The following is a 17,690-nucleotide window of genomic DNA, read 5'->3' on the forward strand; positions in this document are numbered from 1 at the left end:
CTCAGACCAGCAGCAGCAGGTGTTCGCGTTCCCAGGAGCTGATGACGCGGTTGTAGGTCGCGAATTCGAGTTTCTTGACCGCGCAGAAGGCGTCGACGAAGCCCGTGCCCAGCACCTCGCGCATCGGTTCGCAGGCGCGCATCGCCTCGATCGCGTCTTCGAGGTGACGCGGCAGCTCGTGGCTGACGTTCCAGGCGCTGTCGGTGGTCGGCTCGCTGGGCTGCAGGCCGTCGCGCAGGCCGATGTAGCCGCAGGCCAGCGTCGCGGCCATCGCCAGGTAGGGGTTCACATCGACCCCCGGCACGCGGTTCTCGACCCGCCGGGCCTGTGGATTCGATTGCGGCACGCGGATGCCGCAGGTGCGGTTGTCCAGCCCCCAGCGCACGTTGATCGGCGCCGACATGAAGGGCGCCAGCCGGCGATACGAGTTCACGTAGGGCGCGAACATCGGCATCACCTGCGGGATGTAGGCCTGCAGGCCGGCGATGAAGTGCGCGAAGGCGTCGCTGGCGCGGCCGTCCTCGCGGCTGAAGATGTTGCGGCCAGTGGCGGCGTCGTTGATGCTTTGGTGGATGTGCATCGCGCTGCCGGGCTCGAGCTCCATCGGCTTGGCCATGAAGGTGGCAAAGATGCCGTGGCGCAGCGCGGTCTCGCGCACCGTGCGCTTGAACAGGAAGACCCGGTCGGCCAGGTCCAGCGGCTCGCCGTGCGAGAAGTTGATCTCCATCTGGCCTGCGCCGGCCTCATGGATCAGCGTCTCGACACCCAGCTGGTGCAGCTCGCAGAAGTTCGACAACTCCATGAAGAACGGGTCGAAGTCGTTCACCGCGTCGATCGAATAGCTCTGGCGCCCGGCCTCGGGCTTGCCGGTGCGGCCCAGCGGCGGCTGCAGCGGTTCGTGCGGGTTCTGTTGGCGCGCCACCAGGTAGAACTCCATCTCGGGGGCGACCACCGGCTGCCAGCCGCGCGCTTCGTACAGCGCCAGTACGCGGCGCAGCACGCTGCGCGGCGAGAGCTGCACCGGGCTGCCGTCCCACTCCAGGCAGTCGTGGATCACCACCGCCACCGGTTCGGCCGCCCAGGGCACCAGGCGAACGGTGGCCGCATCGGGCTTGCAGACCATGTCGGGATCGGTGTCACCGACGAAGGGCCCGTTGTCGGGCTGTTGGCCGTTGACGGTGTTTAGCAGCACGCTCTTGGGCAGGCGCATCTCGCCCGATGCCATGAACAGGTCGCGCGGCAGGATCTTGCCGCGCGCGATGCCGGTCATGTCGGGGATCACGCATTCCACCTCGTGGATACGGTGCTGGATCAAAAAGTCTTCGAGCGTCGGATTCATGGGAAGACATCATACCGATTTTTATTGATGTGATCACAAATTGCCATTTAATCGGCAAATCAGAAGAATTTCACTTCCCATGAGATCACATGGCATCGCGTGCGCCAGACCGTGGAGGCATGGCGCGCCGGGTCCTGGGCGGGCCGCCGCGCCGGCGAGCACAATGGGCGCGCCGGCATGGTGGGCATGCCGGCCTTGCTGACGCTTTCCTCGACGGCATCTTCCATGAGCATCCTGCTGCTGAACGGCCCGAACCTGAACCTGCTGGGCACCCGCGAACCGCACATCTACGGCGCCGACACGCTGGCCGATGTCGAACGCCGCTTCGTCGAAGAAGCGCTCGAACTGGGCACCGCCGCCCAATGTTTCCAGAGCAACCACGAAGGCGCGCTGATCGATCGCATCCACGCCGCGCGGCTGGACGGCACGCGGGCCATCGTCATCAATCCGGGCGGCTTGACCCACACCAGCGTGGCCCTGCGGGATGCGCTGGCGGGGGTCGCCCTGCCGGTGGTCGAGGTGCACATCAGCAACGTGCACCGGCGCGAGGAATTCCGCCACCATTCCTACATCTCCGGGATCGCCGAAGGCGTGATCGCCGGCTTGGGCGTGGCCGGCTACGGTGCGGCGCTGCGTTTTCTGGCGGCCCGGCTGGTGCGGACCTGAGCGGCGCCCGGAGGGGGTGGTCGCGCTCCCGGGGGGGGCGCGCCGTGGCGGGACACCGGGTGTTCCGTCCTGACGCAGGGTGCGGGTTTTTGCGCGCTAGGCGGCCCCGCCGCGTGCGGGTCTGATACGGGCATCGCAAGCGGTGTCCTGGCCGCGCAGCGTTCCGGATTGCCCACTCGCCATGCCTGCACATCGCCTTCGTTCGCCGTCTTCCTTGCCGCACGCTCGCGCCTGGCGTTTGATGCCGCTGGCCGCGGCCTGGCTGTGGCTGCCGGCGTCGGCGCAAGCGCAGGCGGCGGGCGGCCCGGCCGATCCGGCGAGTCAGCAGGTGGTCGTCACCGGATCGGTGGCGGCCCGGCCGGCGGCCGACGTGCCGTTTGCGATCAGCGTGGTCGACCGCGACGCGCTGCGCAACGCCGGGCCGATGATCAACCTCAGCGAGGCCCTGGCCCAGGTGCCCGGGCTGGTGGTGAACAACCGGTCGAACTACGCGCAAGACCTGCAGATCAGCTCCCGCGGCTTTGGCGCGCGGGCCGGCTTCGGCGTGCGTGGCCTGCGGCTCTACACCGACGGCATTCCCGATGCGGGCCCGGACGGCCAGGGCCAGGTGTCCAACTTCGATCTGGCCGATGCCCAGCGCATCGAGGTGCTTCGCGGCCCGTTCTCGGTGCTTTACGGCAATAGCTCGGGCGGCGTGATCGCCTTGTTTACCGCGCCGGTGCGCCAGGCCCGCGCCGAAGCCGAGGCCGACCTCGGCAGCTTCGGCCTGCACCAGGCACGCGGGGTGCTGGAGTCGCCGCTGGGGAACGGGCTGGACCTGCGTGTGGCGCTGCAGGACATGTCGATCGACGGCTTCCGCCCGCACAGCCAGGCCCAGCGCACGGCCGCCAACCTGCGGCTCGGGTGGCGCACCGCGAGCGACCGCGTCACGCTGCTGGCCAACCACCTGGACCAGCCGGCGCAGGACCCGCTCGGCCTGAGCCGTGCGCAGTTCAACGCCGATCCGCTGCAGACCACGCCCGAGGCCACGCTGTACAACACCCGCAAGACCCTGGGCCAGACGCAGGCGGGCGCGAGCTGGCAGCACGACTTCGGCAGCTCGGCCTTGCGCGACAGCACGCTGGCCGTCTATGGCGGCCGCCGCGCCGTGATGCAGTGGCAGGCGATCCCTCCGGGGGCCCAGGTGCCGGCCGGCAGCGCCGGCGGCGTGGTCGCCTTCCAGCGTGACTACAGCGGCGCCGAAGGGCGGCTGCGCTGGTCCTGGCGGGCGGTGGACCTGGTGGCCGGCGCGGCGCTGGACAGCCAGCGCGACGACCGCCAGGGGTACCAGAACTTCGTCGGCACCGGGGCCAGCCAGCAACTCGGCGTGACCGGCGCGCTGCGGCGCAATGAATTCGACGTGGCGCAAAGCCGCGACGTCTTCGTCCAGGCCGAGTGGGCGCTGAGCCCGGCGCTCAAGGCGAGCGCCGGCGTGCGCAACGGTCGGGTCGATTTCAGCACCGTCGATGCCTACCTGGCCAACGGCAACGACTCGGGCAGCATGGCCTACAGCCACACCAATCCGGTAGCCGGCCTGCGCTGGCGTCTGAACCCCGAGTGGCAGCTGCATGCCAGCGCCGCGCGCGGCATCGAAACGCCCACCCTGACCGAGCTGGCCTACCGACCCGACGGCAGCGGTGGCCTGAACACCGCCCTCAAGGCCCAGACCAGCCGCCAGGTGGAGCTGGGCAGTGTCTGGCAGCGCGGGCCCTGGCGCGCCGACGCGACCGTGTTCGACGTGCAGGTGGCGGACGAGCTGGGCGTCCTCACCAACAGCGGCGGCCGTGCCACCTACCAGAACGTCGGCCGCACCTCGCGCCAGGGCATGGAGCTGTCCGCCGCCTGGCAGCCGGCCGATGGCTGGCGGGTCGCCACCGCACTGACCTGGCTGGACGCCCATTACCGCGACCGCTTCCTGACCTGCACCAGCTCGCCATGCAAGACGCCCAACGTCGCGGTGGCCGCCGGCAACCGGATCGCCGGCACCCAGAGGGGCTCGGCCTGGCTGGGCCTGACCTGGCGCGACGCGCGGCGTGGCGAGATCGGGTTCGATGGGCGCGCCGTGGCACCGACCGCGGTCAACGACGTCAACAGCGATGCGGCGGGCGGCTATGCGCTGGCGGGCCTGCACTGGAGCCGGCGCTGGGCGCTCGCCGGCGGCGGGCAGATCGAACTGCTGGCCCGCGTCGACAACCTGTTCGACCGCCGCTACGCCGGCAGCGTGATCGTCAACGACGCCAACGCGCGCTTCTTCGAGACCGGCGCGCCGCGCAATCTGCTGCTGGCCGTGCGCGTCAGCGGCGGCTGAACGATCGTGCTGGAGGTCGCCATGGATCGACGCAGTCTGCTGGTCTGGTCGCTGCCGGCGCTGGTCGCAGGGGCGGCGTTGCCGCGCGCCGCCCGCGCCGCCGACGAGTTCGAGGGCGACCCGTTTCGCTCCTACCCCTGGATCGGCATGCGGCGCGAGTACCTGCCTGGCGGTCCGGTGGTGTACGACCCCCAGGTCGTGGTCCAGGCCCCGGCGTTCGCCGAGGACCCGATGAACGTGCCGGTCAGCGTGAAGGTGGGCGCCGCGCTGGGGCCGATCCGCCAGATCGTGGTGCTGGTGGACCGCAACCCGATCCGGCGCGTGCTGGCGTTCTTTCCAGTCCATGCGCTGCCGTCGGTCGCGTTCCGGTTCAAGCTCGAGCAGGCCTCGCCGGTGCGCGCCGCGGCCCAGACGGGCGATGGCGTCTGGCATGTCGGCGGCACCTGGGTCGACTCCGGCGGCGGCGGCTGCACCGTCAGCGGCGCCACGCGCAAGGACGGCAGTTGGTCGCGCACGCTGGGCGAGGTCAGCGGCCGCCTGTTCCCCGCCGCCGTGGGCGAGCCGGCCGGCGGTGCCCGCCTGCGCCTGCGCGTCATGCATCCGATGGACACCGGGCTGGTGGGCGGGGTGCCGGCCTTCTTCATCAACCACCTGTCGGTGCGCGACGGCGATGACCACGAACTGGCGCGCCTGCAGACCTGGCAGCCGGTCAGCGAGAACCCGGTCTTCAGCTTCGATTTCACACGTCCGCCGGCGGGCGGCGTGCACGTCGTCGGCACCGACAACGACGGCAATCGCATCGCCAGCCACCTGGAATGACGCCCATGTTGCGCAGTCTGCTGCTGGCCTGCCTGCTGGTGCTGCTGGCGTCGGCGCCGCTGTGGGCCCAGACGGCACCGCGCGCCGATCCCGCGACCCTGGACTACCACCTGGCCGCGCGCGAGCTGGCGCCTGGCGCCTACGTGGTCGAGGGCAGCAACGCCGACTTCAGCCCGGCCAACGGCTGCAACATCATCAACACCGGCTTCTTCACCACCGGCGCCGGCGTGGTCGTGATCAACACCGGCACCAGCCGCCTGTACGGCGAGCAGCTGCGGGCCTTGATCGCACGCACCACGCGCGAACCGGTGGTGCAGGTGCTGAACCTGGATCACCACCCCGACTACTTCCTGGGCAACCAGGCCTTTGCCGACGTGCCCCGCAGCGCCACCGCCGCCACGCGAGAGGGCATGGGCCGGCTCGCGGGCAGCTACGAGACCAACCTCTACCGCCTGTGCGGCGACTGGATGAAGGGCACCGAGGCGCTGCTGCCCGATCGCACCCTCGATCCGTCGGCCGGGGGCGGCCACTGGCGGGTGGGCCGGCGCGACTTCGAACTGCACGAGCTGTCCGGCCACACCGAATCGGATCTGGTGGTGATCGATCGCGCCAGCGGCGTGGCCTTCGTCGGCGGGCTGATCTTCGCCAACCGCATCCCGACCACGCCCGACGCGCAGTTGCCGGCGTGGCAGCGCAGCCTGGCGGCGCTGGCGGCGATGGACCTGCATACCGTGGTGCCCAGCCACGGCCCGGTGCATGCCGATGGTTCCGGCCTGGCGCAGACCCGGCGCTACCTGCAATGGCTGGACGCCGCGTTCAGGAACGCGGCCGCGCAGGGCTGGGACATGAACGAGCTGCTGCAGGCCCCGGTGCCCGACGAGTTCCGCCACTGGGCGGCCTTCGACACCGAATCGCTGCGCAACGTCGCGCACCTTTATCCGGCCTACGAGCAGCAAGCCTTGCCGGCAGGTCGTTGAGCGGAGGCGGGTCGGCCGATGGGTCGAGATCGACCCGTCACGGCCGGTCCGGCCGGTTCAGCTCAGCGTGAAGTAGAAGCGGGCGCCTTTGCCGACTTCGGATTCGGCCCAGATGTCGCCGCCGTGACGGCGCAGGATGCGGCGCACCGACGCCAGCCCGACGCCGGTGCCCTGGAAGTCCTTCGGGCTGTGCAGGCGCTGGAAGACGCCGAACAGGCGATCGGCGAAACGCATGTCGAAACCGGCGCCCTGATCGGCCACCACCATCACCGGACGGCCGTCGCGCTCTTCCTGGCGGAATTCGATCCGCGTCACCTGGCACTGGCTGCTGTACTTCCAGGCGTTGCCGATCAGGTTGTCCATCGCGATGCGCAGCAAGGTCGGGTCGCCATGGACGACGATGCCCGGCTCGACGTGGATGTCGGCCGCACGGTCCGGGCTCTCGCGGCGCAGGTCTTCCAGGATGAAGCCCGCCAGTTGCGACAGATCGACCGGCTTGCGCTGCAGCGGCTGCGATTGCAGGCGGGACAGCGCCAGCAACGCATCGATCATGCTGTTCATGCGCGACGCTGCCGCCAGCACCCGGTCGAGGTGGTCGTTGCCGATGCGGTCCAGGAAACGGCCGTAGTCCTCCTTGAGGATGCGCGCAAAGCCGTCCACCACGCGGATCGGCGCGCGCAGATCATGCGAGATCGAGTAGGTGAAGGACTCGTGGTCGGCGGCGCTGACGCTGTCGTCCGGCGTCGTGCGCACCTGCGGCCGCAGCAGCAGCAGGCGGCCATCGCGGCCATCGGGCGTGCCCAACGCCTGCAGGCTCAGCGCCCAGTCGCCCTCGTCGCGGTTCTGGCCCGGCGCCAACGCGGCGGCGGCGCGGCCCAGCGCCTCGGGCAGGGCCAGGCGGGCCCGGTCCCAGTCCAGGCCCTGCGCCGCGACGCCGTCCAGCTTGAGCAGACGGGCAGCGTCGTCGCTGACGGCATCGACAACCCAGCCGCCGCTCGCACCGGGGCGCAGGGCCACCGCAGCCAAGTTCAGCTCGGGCCACAACTGCGCCAGCAAGGCCTGGTCGAAATGCTGCTGCTCGGCGTCGGCCAGCGGCTGGGCGCTGCCGATGTAGCCGGCAAATCGCCCGTCGCCGTCGAACTGGGGCACGGCGCGCAGACGCCAGGGCAACGGCGTGCCGCTGTCGCGGCGGTACACGCGCAGATCGGCAATCGGCGCCTGACCGTCGAGCCGGGCGCGCAAGGCGCTGCCGCCAGCGCCGTCGGGCAACAGGTCGAAGCGCTGCCAGAGCCGCGTTTCGGAGGGGGTTCCACTCGCCCAGGCCGAAGCGGGGGCGTCGTGCGGCGGGCGCCAGACCGTCAGGCGATGTTCGTCGTCGCTCTCCCACAGCCAGGCATCCACCAGCTGAAGCAACTGCTGCTGGCCGAGGCGGGCATCACGCGGGTTCCGGCCGGTCTGCTGCCGGCCCCAGAGCAGGCCGGCCAGGCCGCAGACGGCGCCAAAGCTCAGCATCGGCAGCCAGACCCAGGGACCGCTGGGATCGCCCGCGACGACCGGCTCGCCGGCCAGATGCCAGAGCAGCGCGGCGCCGGCCGCCAGCACCGCCACGGCCACCCAGGGCAGACCTCGCAGGCCGGCGGCAGGGGGCATGGATGACGAGCGACGGGACGGAGGCCACATGGGCCGATTGTACGAAGCGCATTCCGGCCGACCGGGGCCGGTTGCGGCCGCATCAAAGCGCGGTTCAACCGGGAGATCCTGTGCCAATTCAAGATTGACGGCGAGGCGGACGCGGCGGCATGCTTGCACGATGTATATTGCCGCCGTTCCCCCGTCGATCACCGTGTCGCCGAGCCGCGCGCGGCACTGCAGCCCGCCGTGGTCGACACACTCCTGAACCCCATGCCCGACGTCTCCCCGCCCGCCGTGCCTGCCAGCCCATCGACGCCCGTGCTCCAGGCCGCCAGCCTGCGGGCCCTGCAGGCGCTGGATCCGACCGGTGGCGAGGCTTTCCTGCGACGTGTCCTGAACACCTACCTCAGCTCGCTGGATCGTCACCTGCAAGCCACCGCCAGCGCCTGCGACCAGGCCGATCTGGCGCAACTGCGTGCGGTGGCCCACACGCTGAAATCGTCGTCGCAAAGCATCGGGGCGCTGTCGTTCGCGCAGCTCTGCGCCGCGCTCGAACAAGACCTGCGCCAGCGCCTGGAGACGCAGGCGACCGCGTCGACCCTGGATGCCGGGCTGGCGGCGGCGGTCAAGGCCTTCGTCGCCATGGCCGAGCAGGTGCGCGAGGCGGTGCGCGAGCGGCTCGAAGAGACTCCGCCGACATGACCTGGTCGCTTGCCCATCACGGCAGCCACGGGTCGGACCGTCCGAGGGTGCTGCTCGTCGACGACGACGAGGTCAACCTGATGCTGACGCGGGCCGCGCTGGCCGCCGATTTCGACATCACCGAGGCCACCGGCGGCGAGGAGGCGCTGCGCCTGCTGCGTGAATCGACGCCCGACCTGATCCTGCTCGACGCCCGCATGCCCGGCCTCGACGGGTTCGAGACCTGCCGCGAACTGCGGGCCATGTACGGCTTCGAGCATGTGCCGGTGCTGATGCTGACCGGGCTCGACGACGACGCCTCGATCCAGCGCGCCTTCCAGGTCGGGGCGACCGATTTCTTCGTCAAGTCCAACCAGTGGAGCCTGCTGGTGCAGCGGCTGCACTACATGCTGCGCGCGGCGCGGACCACGCGAGAACTGGAGCGCAGCAAGGCGAATCTGGCGCGCGCGCAGGACCTGGCCCGCATGGGCAGTTTCGATTGCTGGTACGACGCCGAGGTGCCGATCAGCCGAGGGCTGGAGTTGTCGGAGCAGGCCTTGCGCGTGTTCGGCTACGGCCCCGACGATGCGCTCGGCCTGCGCGAGGTGTTGCGCATGATGAGCGCCCCCGACCGGCGCGAGATCTTCCGCTCGCTGCGCTTGCTGCTGCGCAATGTATCGGTGATCGCCAACGATGTCCCGCTGCAGCTCGCCGAAGGTCGGGCACGGGTGTTCCACATCGAGGCCGAGCCCGAATTCTCGGAGCAGGGCCGCTGCATCGGCTACAAGGGCATCGTGCAGGACGTGACGGACCGCCGCCACGCCGAGGACAGCATCCGCCGCCTGGCCAGCACCGACGCGCTGACCACGCTGCCCAACCGGCGCCAACTGATGTACCGCGCCGAGCGCGCGCTCGAATACGCCCGCGAGCGGGGTTTCTCGGTCGCGCTGCTGATGATCGACCTGGACCGGTTCAAGAACATCAACGACACGCTCGGGCACTTCGCCGGCGACGAACTGCTGATCGAGGTCTCGAACCGCCTGCGTGCCTGCGTGCGCCACTCCGACCAGTTCAGCGACGGCCTGATCGAATCGGCCGGTGCGCGCATCCACCGTTCGCTCGAAGCGGTGGCACGGCTGGGTGGCGACGAGTTCGTCGCGCTGCTGCCCGAGGTGGTCGACGTCGAAAGCGCCGAGCGGGTGGCCTATCGCATCCTCGAATCCCTGCGCGAGCCGGTCTATGTCGCCGGGCAGGAATGCTTCGCGACCGCCAGCATCGGCATCGCGATGTACCCGCGCGATGGCGCCAACGTCGCGGACCTGCTGCGCAATGCCGACGTGGCGATGTACGCCGCCAAGACGGCCGGCCGCAATGCGGCGGTGTCGTACAGCCCGCGCCTGGCCGGTCGCGGTCCCGAGGTGCTGGAGCTGGAAACCGCGCTGCACAAGGCACTGGAACGCAACGAACTGCTGCTGCACTACCAGCCCAAGGTGGACGTGACCCGCTCGCGCATGGTGGGCGTGGAGGCGCTGATGCGCTGGCAGCGAGGCGATCGCCTGGTGCCGGCGGGCGAATTCATCCCGTTGGCCGAAGAGACCGGACTGATCGTGCCGATGACCGAATGGGCGCTGCGCGAAGCCGCCCGCCAGGCCCGCATCTGGCAGGACGATTTCGGCTTTTCCGAATCGATCGCGGTGAACATGCCCAGCCGGATGTTTCACCGCTCCGACCTGATCGACCAGATCGTCGCGGCGGTCGGCCCGCATGGCGTGCCGCCACGTCGACTGCTGCTGGAGATCACCGAAGGCACGCTGATGACCAACCTGGAGCAGATCCTGCCCACGTTGCACCAGCTCAACGAGCTCGGCGTCGAGATCTCGGTCGACGACTTCGGCACCGGCTACTCCTCGCTGGCCTACCTGACGACCTTGCCGATTTCCGAAGTGAAGATCGACCGGTCTTTCGTGCAGAAGCTGGGCGTCACGCCCAAGAGCACGGCCGTCATCACCACCATCGTCGCGCTGGCGCGTGCGCTCGGGCTGCGGGTGATCGCCGAAGGCGTAGAGACGCTGGCCCAGCAGAACACGCTCCACCGCCAGGGGTGCGTGCTGATGCAGGGCTTCCTGTTCAGCCGGCCGATGCCGGCGGCCGAGATGGCGGCGTGGGTCCGGAGCTTTTCGCAGCGCTCGGTGCTCGGGCCCGGCAGCGGCGATGACGAGGGCTGGATGCACGAGTCCGCGCTGCTGCCGGGTCATGACGCCACGGGCTGAACCGCACCACGGCTCGCCGCTGCCGCGATGAAACCGTCGGATACGCTGACACCGGCCCAGATCGCCAAGGCCGCGTTGCGCCGCCTGGCCTTGGCCAAGCAGGAACCCACGCCCGAGAACTACGCCCAGGCCTGGGCCGAGGAAGCGGGGGAGGGCAAGGCCACGGGGTCGGCGCTGCCAGCGAGGGCGAAGGTCGTGCTGGACAAGCTGGCCGCCCGTGCCAGCGACGACCCGGCGCTGCGCGCCGATCTGGCCAAGGCGCTGGCGCAAGGGCAGTGGGACGACGCCTTGCGGCAGCTGGACCGCGGCGCCGAGTCCGCATCCGCGCAGTCGCAGGCCTGGGCCCTGGTGATCGAGCGCCTGGCGCGCGGCCTGGAGCGGGGCGGCCGGCAATGGACGCTGGCCCGCAAGAAGGACAGCCTGCAACGGGTGCTGGACTCCAGCCGAGGTGACATGCAGCGCCTGCTTCACCGCGTGCGGCAACTGGTCGGCTCCTGGGACAGCGACGAAGCCCAGCCTGACGCGTCGACCGGCCTGGCGGCCGAGGCCACCCGCGGCGGCGACGAGCCGGCTTCCGCGCAAGCGACGGTCGCGTCCACCGACCTGTCGTCGCCCGCGCCGTGGCCCGACCTGGTGGCGCCGCTGGAGGCCACGGTGCGCGCCGCGCTGCCGCTCGATGCGCCGCGCGCCGTGGCGCTGGCCGACGAGCTGAAGGCGCTGGCAGGGCGCATCGCCGCCGAGGGCGCCAGCGCCGAACTGGCCGCGGCGGTGGCCGAGGTCTGCGAGCGCGCACGACGCCTGCTGGCGCATCGCCACCACCTGCTCGACCAGGTCCACCGCCTGAGCCGGGAACTGGCGGGCGGGCTGGGCGAGCTGTCGGAGGACGACACCTGGGTGCGTGGCCAGATCGACAACCTCAACGAGCGCCTGCAGGAAGGCCTCAGTGCCCGTGCGCTGCAGGCGGCGAGCGATCTGCTGGCCGAAACACGGGCCCGCCAGCGCGAGTTGCGCGGCGGCCGCGACCAGGCCCGCCTGGCGCTCAAGGAGCTGATTCACCGCATGCTCAGCGAGCTGGGCGAGCTCGACCAGCACACCGGCCGCTTCAGCGAAGGCATGCTGCGCTACGCCGACACGATCGAGCGCGCCGACTCGCTCGAAAGCCTGGCCGGGGTGGTGCGCGAACTGGTCGACGAGAGCCGCAGCGTGCACGCCCTGGTCAGCAGCACGCGCGAGCGCCTCAAGGACGAGCACGGCCGGGCCACCGAACTTGAAGCCAAGGTGCGCGAGCTCGAAGCCGAGTTGCGCCGCCTGTCCGACGAAGTGGCCACCGATGCGCTGACCCAGGTCGCCAACCGGCGCGGCCTGATGGCGCAGTTCGAGACCGAACGCGCCCGGCTGGACCGCAACGGCGGTGAATTGGCCGTGGGCCTGCTGGACATCGACAACTTCAAGCGCCTGAACGACAGCCTGGGCCATGCCGCCGGCGACCAGGCCCTGGTGGCGCTGGCGGAGCGGGTCCGGACCTCGCTGCGGCCGGTGGATCAGGTGGCCCGTTTCGGCGGCGAGGAATTCGTGGTCCTGTTGCCGGGGACACCCGTGGCCGAGGCCCAGCAGGTGCTGACCCGCTTGCAGCGGCTGCTCAGCGCGAGCCTGTTCATGCACGAGGGCCGGGAGGTCTTCGTCACCTTCTCGGCGGGGGTCACCGCCTATCGCCCGGGCGAGCCGCTGGAAGAGGCGCTGGAGCGCGCCGACGAGGCCTTGTACGAGGCCAAGCGGACCGGCAAGAACCGCACCTGCATCGGCTGACGCGGCCTCAGGACAGCGCGCGCGTGACGGCGAAGATGAAGGCCGCACCCAGGCAGGTCAGGCCGATCAGCTTCAGCGACGTGGCCGGGCGCGCACCCGAGTGGGCTTCCGGCAGGATGTCGGCGACGCCGATGTAGAGCAGGAAGCCGGCGAAAAATCCCAGATAGATCATCAGTCCGCGCGGGGGGATGTGCAGCGCCAGCGTCGAGGCCGCGCCCAGCACCGGGGCCAGCGCGTCCACCAGCAGCATGGCCTGGGACCGGCGGGTGCTGTTGCGATGCCGCAGCATCAGGCTGACGGTGTTCAGGCCGTCCGAGAAGTCGTGTGCGATCACCGCCAGGCTGACGCTCAGACCGACCACCGTCGAGACTTGGAATCCCAGCCCGATGCCCACGCCGTCCATGAAGCTGTGTCCCGCCAGCGCCAGCGCCGACACCAGGCCCGAGGTCGGGTGGTGGTGCACCGCGTAGTCCGCCTCGTGCGCGTGGTGGACCAGGAAGAACTTCTCCAGCCCGTGAAAGAGCAGGAAGCCGACCACCAGCGCCACCATCGCCAGATTGGCGTCGAGGTGCTGTTCACCGGCCAGCGCGAAGATCTCGGGCAGCACGTCGAAGCTGACCACGCCCAGCAGCACGCCGGCGGTGAAGCCGAGGATGTAGTGCAGATCGTCGCGGAACTTGAAGGCCAGCAGGCCGCCGCCCAGCGTCGAGACGAAGGCGGCGAGGCTCAGGAGGACGGGCGTCATGGGGGGCGATGACCAAGCGTGTTCACGGCCGCCATTGTCGCGGCAGATCATGCGGATCGACGGCGCCGCCATCGCGCGGCGGTCGGCGGCGGAGGCCCTGGGCGACAATCCGCGCCGCGATGCGCAAGCTCCTGGTCTCCTGTCTGGCTCCGCTGCTGATGCTGCTGGCTCAGCAGGGCGCGGCCATGCACGAGCTGGGCCACCTGAGCCAGGACGCGGCACGCACGGCACAGGCCGGCGAGGTCCACGGCGACCGCCTGTGCCTGTCCTGCCTGGCGTTTTCGGCCGTGGCCGGCCTCGTCCGCCCCGACCCGTTCAGGGCGCTGCTGCTGAGCTTCGACCACCCGCTGCCGGCCGCCTTGGCGGTGTCGCGCCGGGCCGCCGAGGCCCCCACGCCGCAGGCCTGCGGCCCCCCGCCGGTCCTTTGATCCGATCGACCTGCCCGAGGGCGCCTGCATGGCGCCACGGGCAGGGCCTTGTTCATTTCAAAGGAATTTTCGATGCCCGGTTTTCGACACCAGGGCACGGCATGGGCCGTGTTCCTGCTCGCTCCCCTCTCTTCGTTGGCGTCCGAGGCGCCGCCGGCCGGCGACGCGGTGGCGCTGGCTGCCGCGCCGGACGGCGATGCCGCGACGGCCGCCGTCCAACGGATCCAGATCACCTCGGTGCGCCGCCGCCTGGACGCCGCACGCAACGGCCTGTCGCCCGACACCGGCAGCAGCCTGTACCGCTTCGACCGCCAGGACCTGGCCCGGCTGCCGCAGGGCGACAGCACGCCGCTGAACCAGGTCGTGCTGCAAGCGCCCGGGGTGGTGCAGGATTCGTACGGCCAGCTGCATGTGCGCGGCGACCATGCCAACGTGCAGTACCGGCTCGACGGCGTGGTGCTGCCGGAATCGATCAGCGGTTTCGGCCCGTCGCTGCAGACCCGGCTGGCCGATCGGGTGGACGTGCTCACCGGCGCGCTGCCGGCGCAGTACGGCGATCGCACCGCAGCGGTGGTCGATATCAAGACCAAGGGTCAGGCGGCCGGGCACGTCGGCAGCCTCAGTCTGAGCGCGGGCAGCCAGGGGCGCCGCGAGTTCGATGGCGAGCTGGGCGGTAGCCACGGGGCGTTCAGCTACTACCTGACCGGCTCGGCCCTGCGCGACCCGGTCGGCATCGAGAACCCCACGCCCGCCCGCAGCGCGATTCACGACACGACGAACCAGGGCAAGGGCTTCGGCGACGTGTCGTACCTGATCGACGACACGAGCCGTGTCAGCCTGATGGCCGGCGTGTCCGACAGCCGCTTCCAGATTCCCGACCTGCCGGGCGTTGCACCGGTCTACACGCTGGCCGGTGCCGGCGCGCCCGACTCGGCGACGCTGGACGCGCGCCAGCGCGAGCGCAACCGCTTCGGCGTGCTGTCGCTGCAAAGCAGCGTCGGCGACGCGCTCGATGACCAGGTCGCGCTGTTCCACCGTGTCTCGGAGGTGCACTACACGCCGGATGTCGCCGGCGACCTGGTGTTCAAGGGCATCGCCGCCGACATCCTGCGCAGCAACACCGCGGACGGCGTGCAGGCCGATCTCAGCGCGCCCCTGGGAGCGCGGCACACGCTGCGCAGCGGCCTGTTCCTGCAGCACGAGCGCTACCGCGTCGGCAACACCGCGCAGGTCTTCCCGGCCGATGCGGGCGGCCAGCAGACCGGCACCACGCCCGAGACGCTGGTCGACAACAGCGCGCTGGCCGGCACGCTGTGGGGGGTGTACCTGCAGGACGAGTGGCAGCCGGTCAAGGCGCTGACGGTGAACTACGGCCTGCGCTACGACCGGGCCCGCACCGTGGTCGACGAGCATCAGTTCAGCCCGCGCTTCGGCATCGTCTACGACCTCAGCGCCGACCTGCGGCTGCATGCCGGCTACGCGCGGTATTTCACACCGCCGCCGACCGAGAAGATCGACACCACGTCGGTGCAGAAATTCCTCGGCACCACCAATGCGCTGCCGTCGGACGCGAACACCGCGGTGCGCTCCGAGCGCGCGAATTACTTCGATGCCGGGCTGTCGTTCCAGCTGACGCCGACGATCACACTGGGCGTCGACGCCTATGACCGCGAGGTGTCTCATCTGCAGGACGAAGGTCAGTTCGGCAACGCCTTGATCTACTCGGCCTTCAACTATGCGCAGGGTCGGATCCGGGGCATCGAGTTCTCGGGCAGCTGGCATGCGCGGGACTGGGGCGGCTACGCCAACCTGGCCTGGTCGCGCGCGATGGGCCGCGGCATCGAGACCGGCCAGTTCAACTTCGATCCGAACGAACTCGCCTACCTCGCTGGCCACTGGGTGCACCTGGACCACGACCAGTCGGTCACCGCCTCGGCCGGCCTGTCGCACCGCGGCCCGCAGGGCCTGATGCTGAGTGCCGATGCGCTGGTCGGCAGCGGCCTGCGCCGCGGCTTCGCCAACACCGCGCATCTGCCCGGCTACGCCCAAGTCAACCTGGCGGCCCGCCGACCGCTGGCGCTGGGCGGCGCGGCGGGCTCGGTCGAGCTCCGGGTGTCGGTGCTGAACCTGTTCGACCGCGTCTACGAATTGCGCGATGGCACCGGCATCGGCGTCGGGGCGCCGCAGTACGGGCCGCGCCGCACGCTGGAACTCGGGCTGCGCAAGTCGTTCTGATCCGGCCGCAGCGGGCTCAGTGTCGCTGTCGCACGATGAACCAGAGCATCAGCACCACCAGCGCGCCCATCCAGGCCAGCATGGCCAGCAGGGACCAGAGCAGTTCGGGATGGCTGTTCATGACAGGCCCTCCAAAAGGCGGCGCTGCCAGGGCGTGGACCCAACGCCTTGCGGACGCCGGTGTCGATGGTGATCCGGGCGCCCGCGGTCCGCCACCATCGGCGCCGATTGGCACTGCCCCGAGCAGGGTCGGCCGGGGCTGGCCGCCGTCAGGGCGCCCTGGCCGCAACGCGCGGTCCGATCAGGCCGGTGACCAGCGCGGTGCCGGCCAGGATCACCGCGCAGGCGCCGACCATCGTGGCGCTGAGGGCCTCGTGCAGGAACAACCAGCCCCACAGCACGGCGAATGCCGGGATCAGAAAGGTCACGCTCATCGCGTGGGTCGCGCCGACGCGGGCGATCAGGCGAAAGTACATCACGTAGGCCACGCCGGTGCAGGCCACCGCCAGCGCCAGGATGGCGCCCCAGGCCGGCGCACCGGGCGGCGTGGCCGGCCACTGCCACAGCGCCAGCGGCACCAGCAGCAGGCTGGCGGAGAGCTGGCTGCCGCAGGCCAGGGCCATCGACGGCACGCCGGCCAGATAGCGCCGCGTGAAAACGGCCGAGAAGCCGTACAGCGAGGTGGCGGCCAGGCAGGCGAGCACCGCCAGGCCGGGGCTGATCGCCGTCGCACCGGACTTGAAGCTGGCCTTGTCCCAGGCCAGCCACAGCACGCCGGCGAAGCCCAGCGCCAGTCCGGCCAGCTTGAAGCGGTGGGGGCGGTCGCCCAGCCAGGCCCAGGCGATCAGCGCTCCCCACAGCGGCGTGGTGGCGTTGAAGACTGACGACAGCCCTGCGTTGATCGCCAGCGCCGCGGCGCCATAGCAGAGGAAGGGCAGCGCCGAGTTGGTCAGGCCCACCAGCAGGATGGGGCGCCAGTGGCGGCGCAGCGCGCCCGCCTCGCGCCGCCACAGCAGGATCGGCAGCAGGAACGCGCTGGCGCCCAGCACCCGCACCCCGACCATCGCCAGCGGACCGAAGCTGCCGGCGCCGACACGCATGAACAGGAAGGACGCGCCCCACAGGGCGGCGAGCAGCAGCATCTCGATCAGGTTGGGCAGGGACATGGCGTGGGGACGGAGTCGGGTGGGGCGCGGCGAGCCGGCTTCAGCGGGCCTGCGATTCTCGATGCAACAGCGCGCGCTTGCGTTCCAGCCCGCCGGCATAGCCGGTCAGCGAGCCATCGCGGCCCAGCACGCGGTGGCAGGGCACGATCAGGCTGATCGGGTTGCGGCCCACCGCGGCACCGACCGCCCTGACGGCTTGCGGGCGGCCGATGGCCGCGGCGATCTCGCCGTAGGTGGCGTTGGCGCCGCAGGGGATCGCGGCCAGCGCGCGCCAGACCGCCTGCTGAAACGGCGTGCCGCCGGCATCCAGCGGCACGCGGAAGGACGTGTCGCACGCCCGGCGCCAGTAGGCGTCGAGTTCGTTGGCGGCCTGCCGCAGCACCGGGTGGCCGGGATCGATCGGCGCCGCCAGCGGCCCCGGGTGGTGCGCCTGGCCCTCGAACCACAGGCCGCCCAGGCCCTGGGCGGTGGCGGCCAGCCGCATCGGCCCCAGCGGCGACGCCATCAGGGCCTGGGCGACCCAGGGCCGCTGCGCCAGGCGCGTGGCGGGCTCGCGGCGAATCGGGAGGGGGGGGATCA

Annotated in this window: 15 protein-coding genes; 9 read left to right on the top strand and 6 right to left on the bottom strand. The window is 70.8% G+C overall.

Annotated elements, in window-relative coordinates:
• Nucleotide 1 precedes the first annotated feature (1 nt).
• Nucleotides 2–1,339, bottom strand: coding sequence for a glutamine synthetase family protein (locus AC0N04_RS10820; protein ID WP_474281407.1), 1,338 nt, complete (start codon nucleotides 1,337–1,339; stop codon nucleotides 2–4).
• A gap of 59 nt (nucleotides 1,340–1,398) precedes the next feature.
• Nucleotides 1,399–1,566 carry a hypothetical protein gene (locus AC0N04_RS10825; RefSeq protein WP_474281409.1) on the bottom strand — a complete coding sequence of 56 codons (168 nt, stop codon included), beginning with the start codon at nucleotides 1,564–1,566 and terminating at the stop codon, nucleotides 1,399–1,401.
• Here AC0N04_RS10825 and aroQ point away from each other — a divergent pair.
• The 4 genes from aroQ to AC0N04_RS10845 all read left to right on the top strand — a co-directional run bounded on the left by aroQ (nucleotide 1,565) and on the right by AC0N04_RS10845 (nucleotide 6,148).
• Entirely contained in the window at nucleotides 1,565–2,005 is a 441-nt protein-coding gene (gene aroQ / locus AC0N04_RS10830; RefSeq protein WP_474281411.1) for a type II 3-dehydroquinate dehydratase, read from the top strand. The genes AC0N04_RS10825 and aroQ overlap by 2 nt on opposite strands.
• 214 nt (nucleotides 2,006–2,219) lie before the next feature.
• On the top strand, nucleotides 2,220–4,352 hold the full coding sequence (locus tag AC0N04_RS10835) for a TonB-dependent receptor family protein (protein WP_474281413.1): 2,133 nt from the start codon (nucleotides 2,220–2,222) through the stop codon (nucleotides 4,350–4,352).
• 21 nt (nucleotides 4,353–4,373) lie between these two features.
• Nucleotides 4,374–5,171, top strand: coding sequence for a quinoprotein dehydrogenase-associated SoxYZ-like carrier (locus tag AC0N04_RS10840; protein ID WP_474281415.1), 798 nt, complete (start codon nucleotides 4,374–4,376; stop codon nucleotides 5,169–5,171).
• 5 nt (nucleotides 5,172–5,176) lie between these two features.
• Entirely contained in the window at nucleotides 5,177–6,148 is a 972-nt protein-coding gene (locus AC0N04_RS10845) for a quinoprotein relay system zinc metallohydrolase 1 (RefSeq protein WP_474281417.1), read from the top strand.
• A 57-nt stretch (nucleotides 6,149–6,205) separates the two neighbouring features.
• Here the strand turns inward: AC0N04_RS10845 and AC0N04_RS10850 are convergent, their stop codons facing one another.
• On the bottom strand, nucleotides 6,206–7,798 hold the full coding sequence (locus tag AC0N04_RS10850) for a sensor histidine kinase (RefSeq protein ID WP_474281418.1): 1,593 nt from the start codon (nucleotides 7,796–7,798) through the stop codon (nucleotides 6,206–6,208).
• Between the two features lie 252 nt (nucleotides 7,799–8,050).
• On the opposite strand from AC0N04_RS10850, the gene AC0N04_RS10855 reads away from it, so the two are divergent.
• The 3 genes from AC0N04_RS10855 to AC0N04_RS10865 are packed head-to-tail and all read left to right on the top strand — an operon-like array spanning nucleotide 8,051 to nucleotide 12,537.
• The gene (locus AC0N04_RS10855; RefSeq protein WP_474281420.1) at nucleotides 8,051–8,482 is read left to right on the top strand and encodes an Hpt domain-containing protein; all 432 of its coding nucleotides are present in this window, start codon (nucleotides 8,051–8,053) and stop codon (nucleotides 8,480–8,482) included.
• Nucleotides 8,479–10,731, top strand: a complete 2,253-nt coding sequence (locus AC0N04_RS10860) for a putative bifunctional diguanylate cyclase/phosphodiesterase (protein ID WP_474281422.1) — start codon at nucleotides 8,479–8,481, stop codon at nucleotides 10,729–10,731. The genes AC0N04_RS10855 and AC0N04_RS10860 overlap by 4 nt, the downstream gene beginning before the upstream one ends.
• Before the next feature lie 27 nt (nucleotides 10,732–10,758).
• The gene (locus AC0N04_RS10865) at nucleotides 10,759–12,537 is read left to right on the top strand and encodes a diguanylate cyclase domain-containing protein (RefSeq protein WP_474281424.1); all 1,779 of its coding nucleotides are present in this window, start codon (nucleotides 10,759–10,761) and stop codon (nucleotides 12,535–12,537) included.
• Between the two features lie 7 nt (nucleotides 12,538–12,544).
• Here AC0N04_RS10865 and AC0N04_RS10870 read toward each other — a convergent pair whose 3' ends face one another.
• Nucleotides 12,545–13,282 (bottom strand): ZIP family metal transporter, encoded by a 738-nt coding sequence (locus tag AC0N04_RS10870; protein ID WP_474281426.1) that lies wholly within the window; start codon nucleotides 13,280–13,282, stop codon nucleotides 12,545–12,547.
• Nucleotides 13,283–13,401: 119 nt separating this feature from the next.
• On the opposite strand from AC0N04_RS10870, the gene AC0N04_RS10875 reads away from it, so the two are divergent.
• Together AC0N04_RS10875 and AC0N04_RS10880 are read left to right on the top strand one after the other, a co-directional pair.
• Nucleotides 13,402–13,710 carry a hypothetical protein gene (locus AC0N04_RS10875; protein WP_474281428.1) on the top strand — a complete coding sequence of 103 codons (309 nt, stop codon included), beginning with the start codon at nucleotides 13,402–13,404 and terminating at the stop codon, nucleotides 13,708–13,710.
• 72 nt (nucleotides 13,711–13,782) lie between these two features.
• Nucleotides 13,783–15,945 carry a TonB-dependent receptor gene (locus tag AC0N04_RS10880; protein WP_474281430.1) on the top strand — a complete coding sequence of 721 codons (2,163 nt, stop codon included), beginning with the start codon at nucleotides 13,783–13,785 and terminating at the stop codon, nucleotides 15,943–15,945.
• Nucleotides 15,946–16,214: 269 nt separating this feature from the next.
• Here AC0N04_RS10880 and AC0N04_RS10885 read toward each other — a convergent pair whose 3' ends face one another.
• Both AC0N04_RS10885 and AC0N04_RS10890 read right to left on the bottom strand, forming a co-directional pair.
• Nucleotides 16,215–17,111 carry a DMT family transporter gene (locus AC0N04_RS10885; RefSeq protein ID WP_474281432.1) on the bottom strand — a complete coding sequence of 299 codons (897 nt, stop codon included), beginning with the start codon at nucleotides 17,109–17,111 and terminating at the stop codon, nucleotides 16,215–16,217.
• A gap of 40 nt (nucleotides 17,112–17,151) precedes the next feature.
• On the bottom strand, nucleotides 17,152–17,616 hold the full coding sequence (locus AC0N04_RS10890) for a methylated-DNA--[protein]-cysteine S-methyltransferase (protein WP_474282049.1): 465 nt from the start codon (nucleotides 17,614–17,616) through the stop codon (nucleotides 17,152–17,154).
• Nucleotides 17,617–17,690 lie beyond the last annotated feature (74 nt).

The organism is Ideonella sp. sgz306126 (assembly GCF_056032705.1).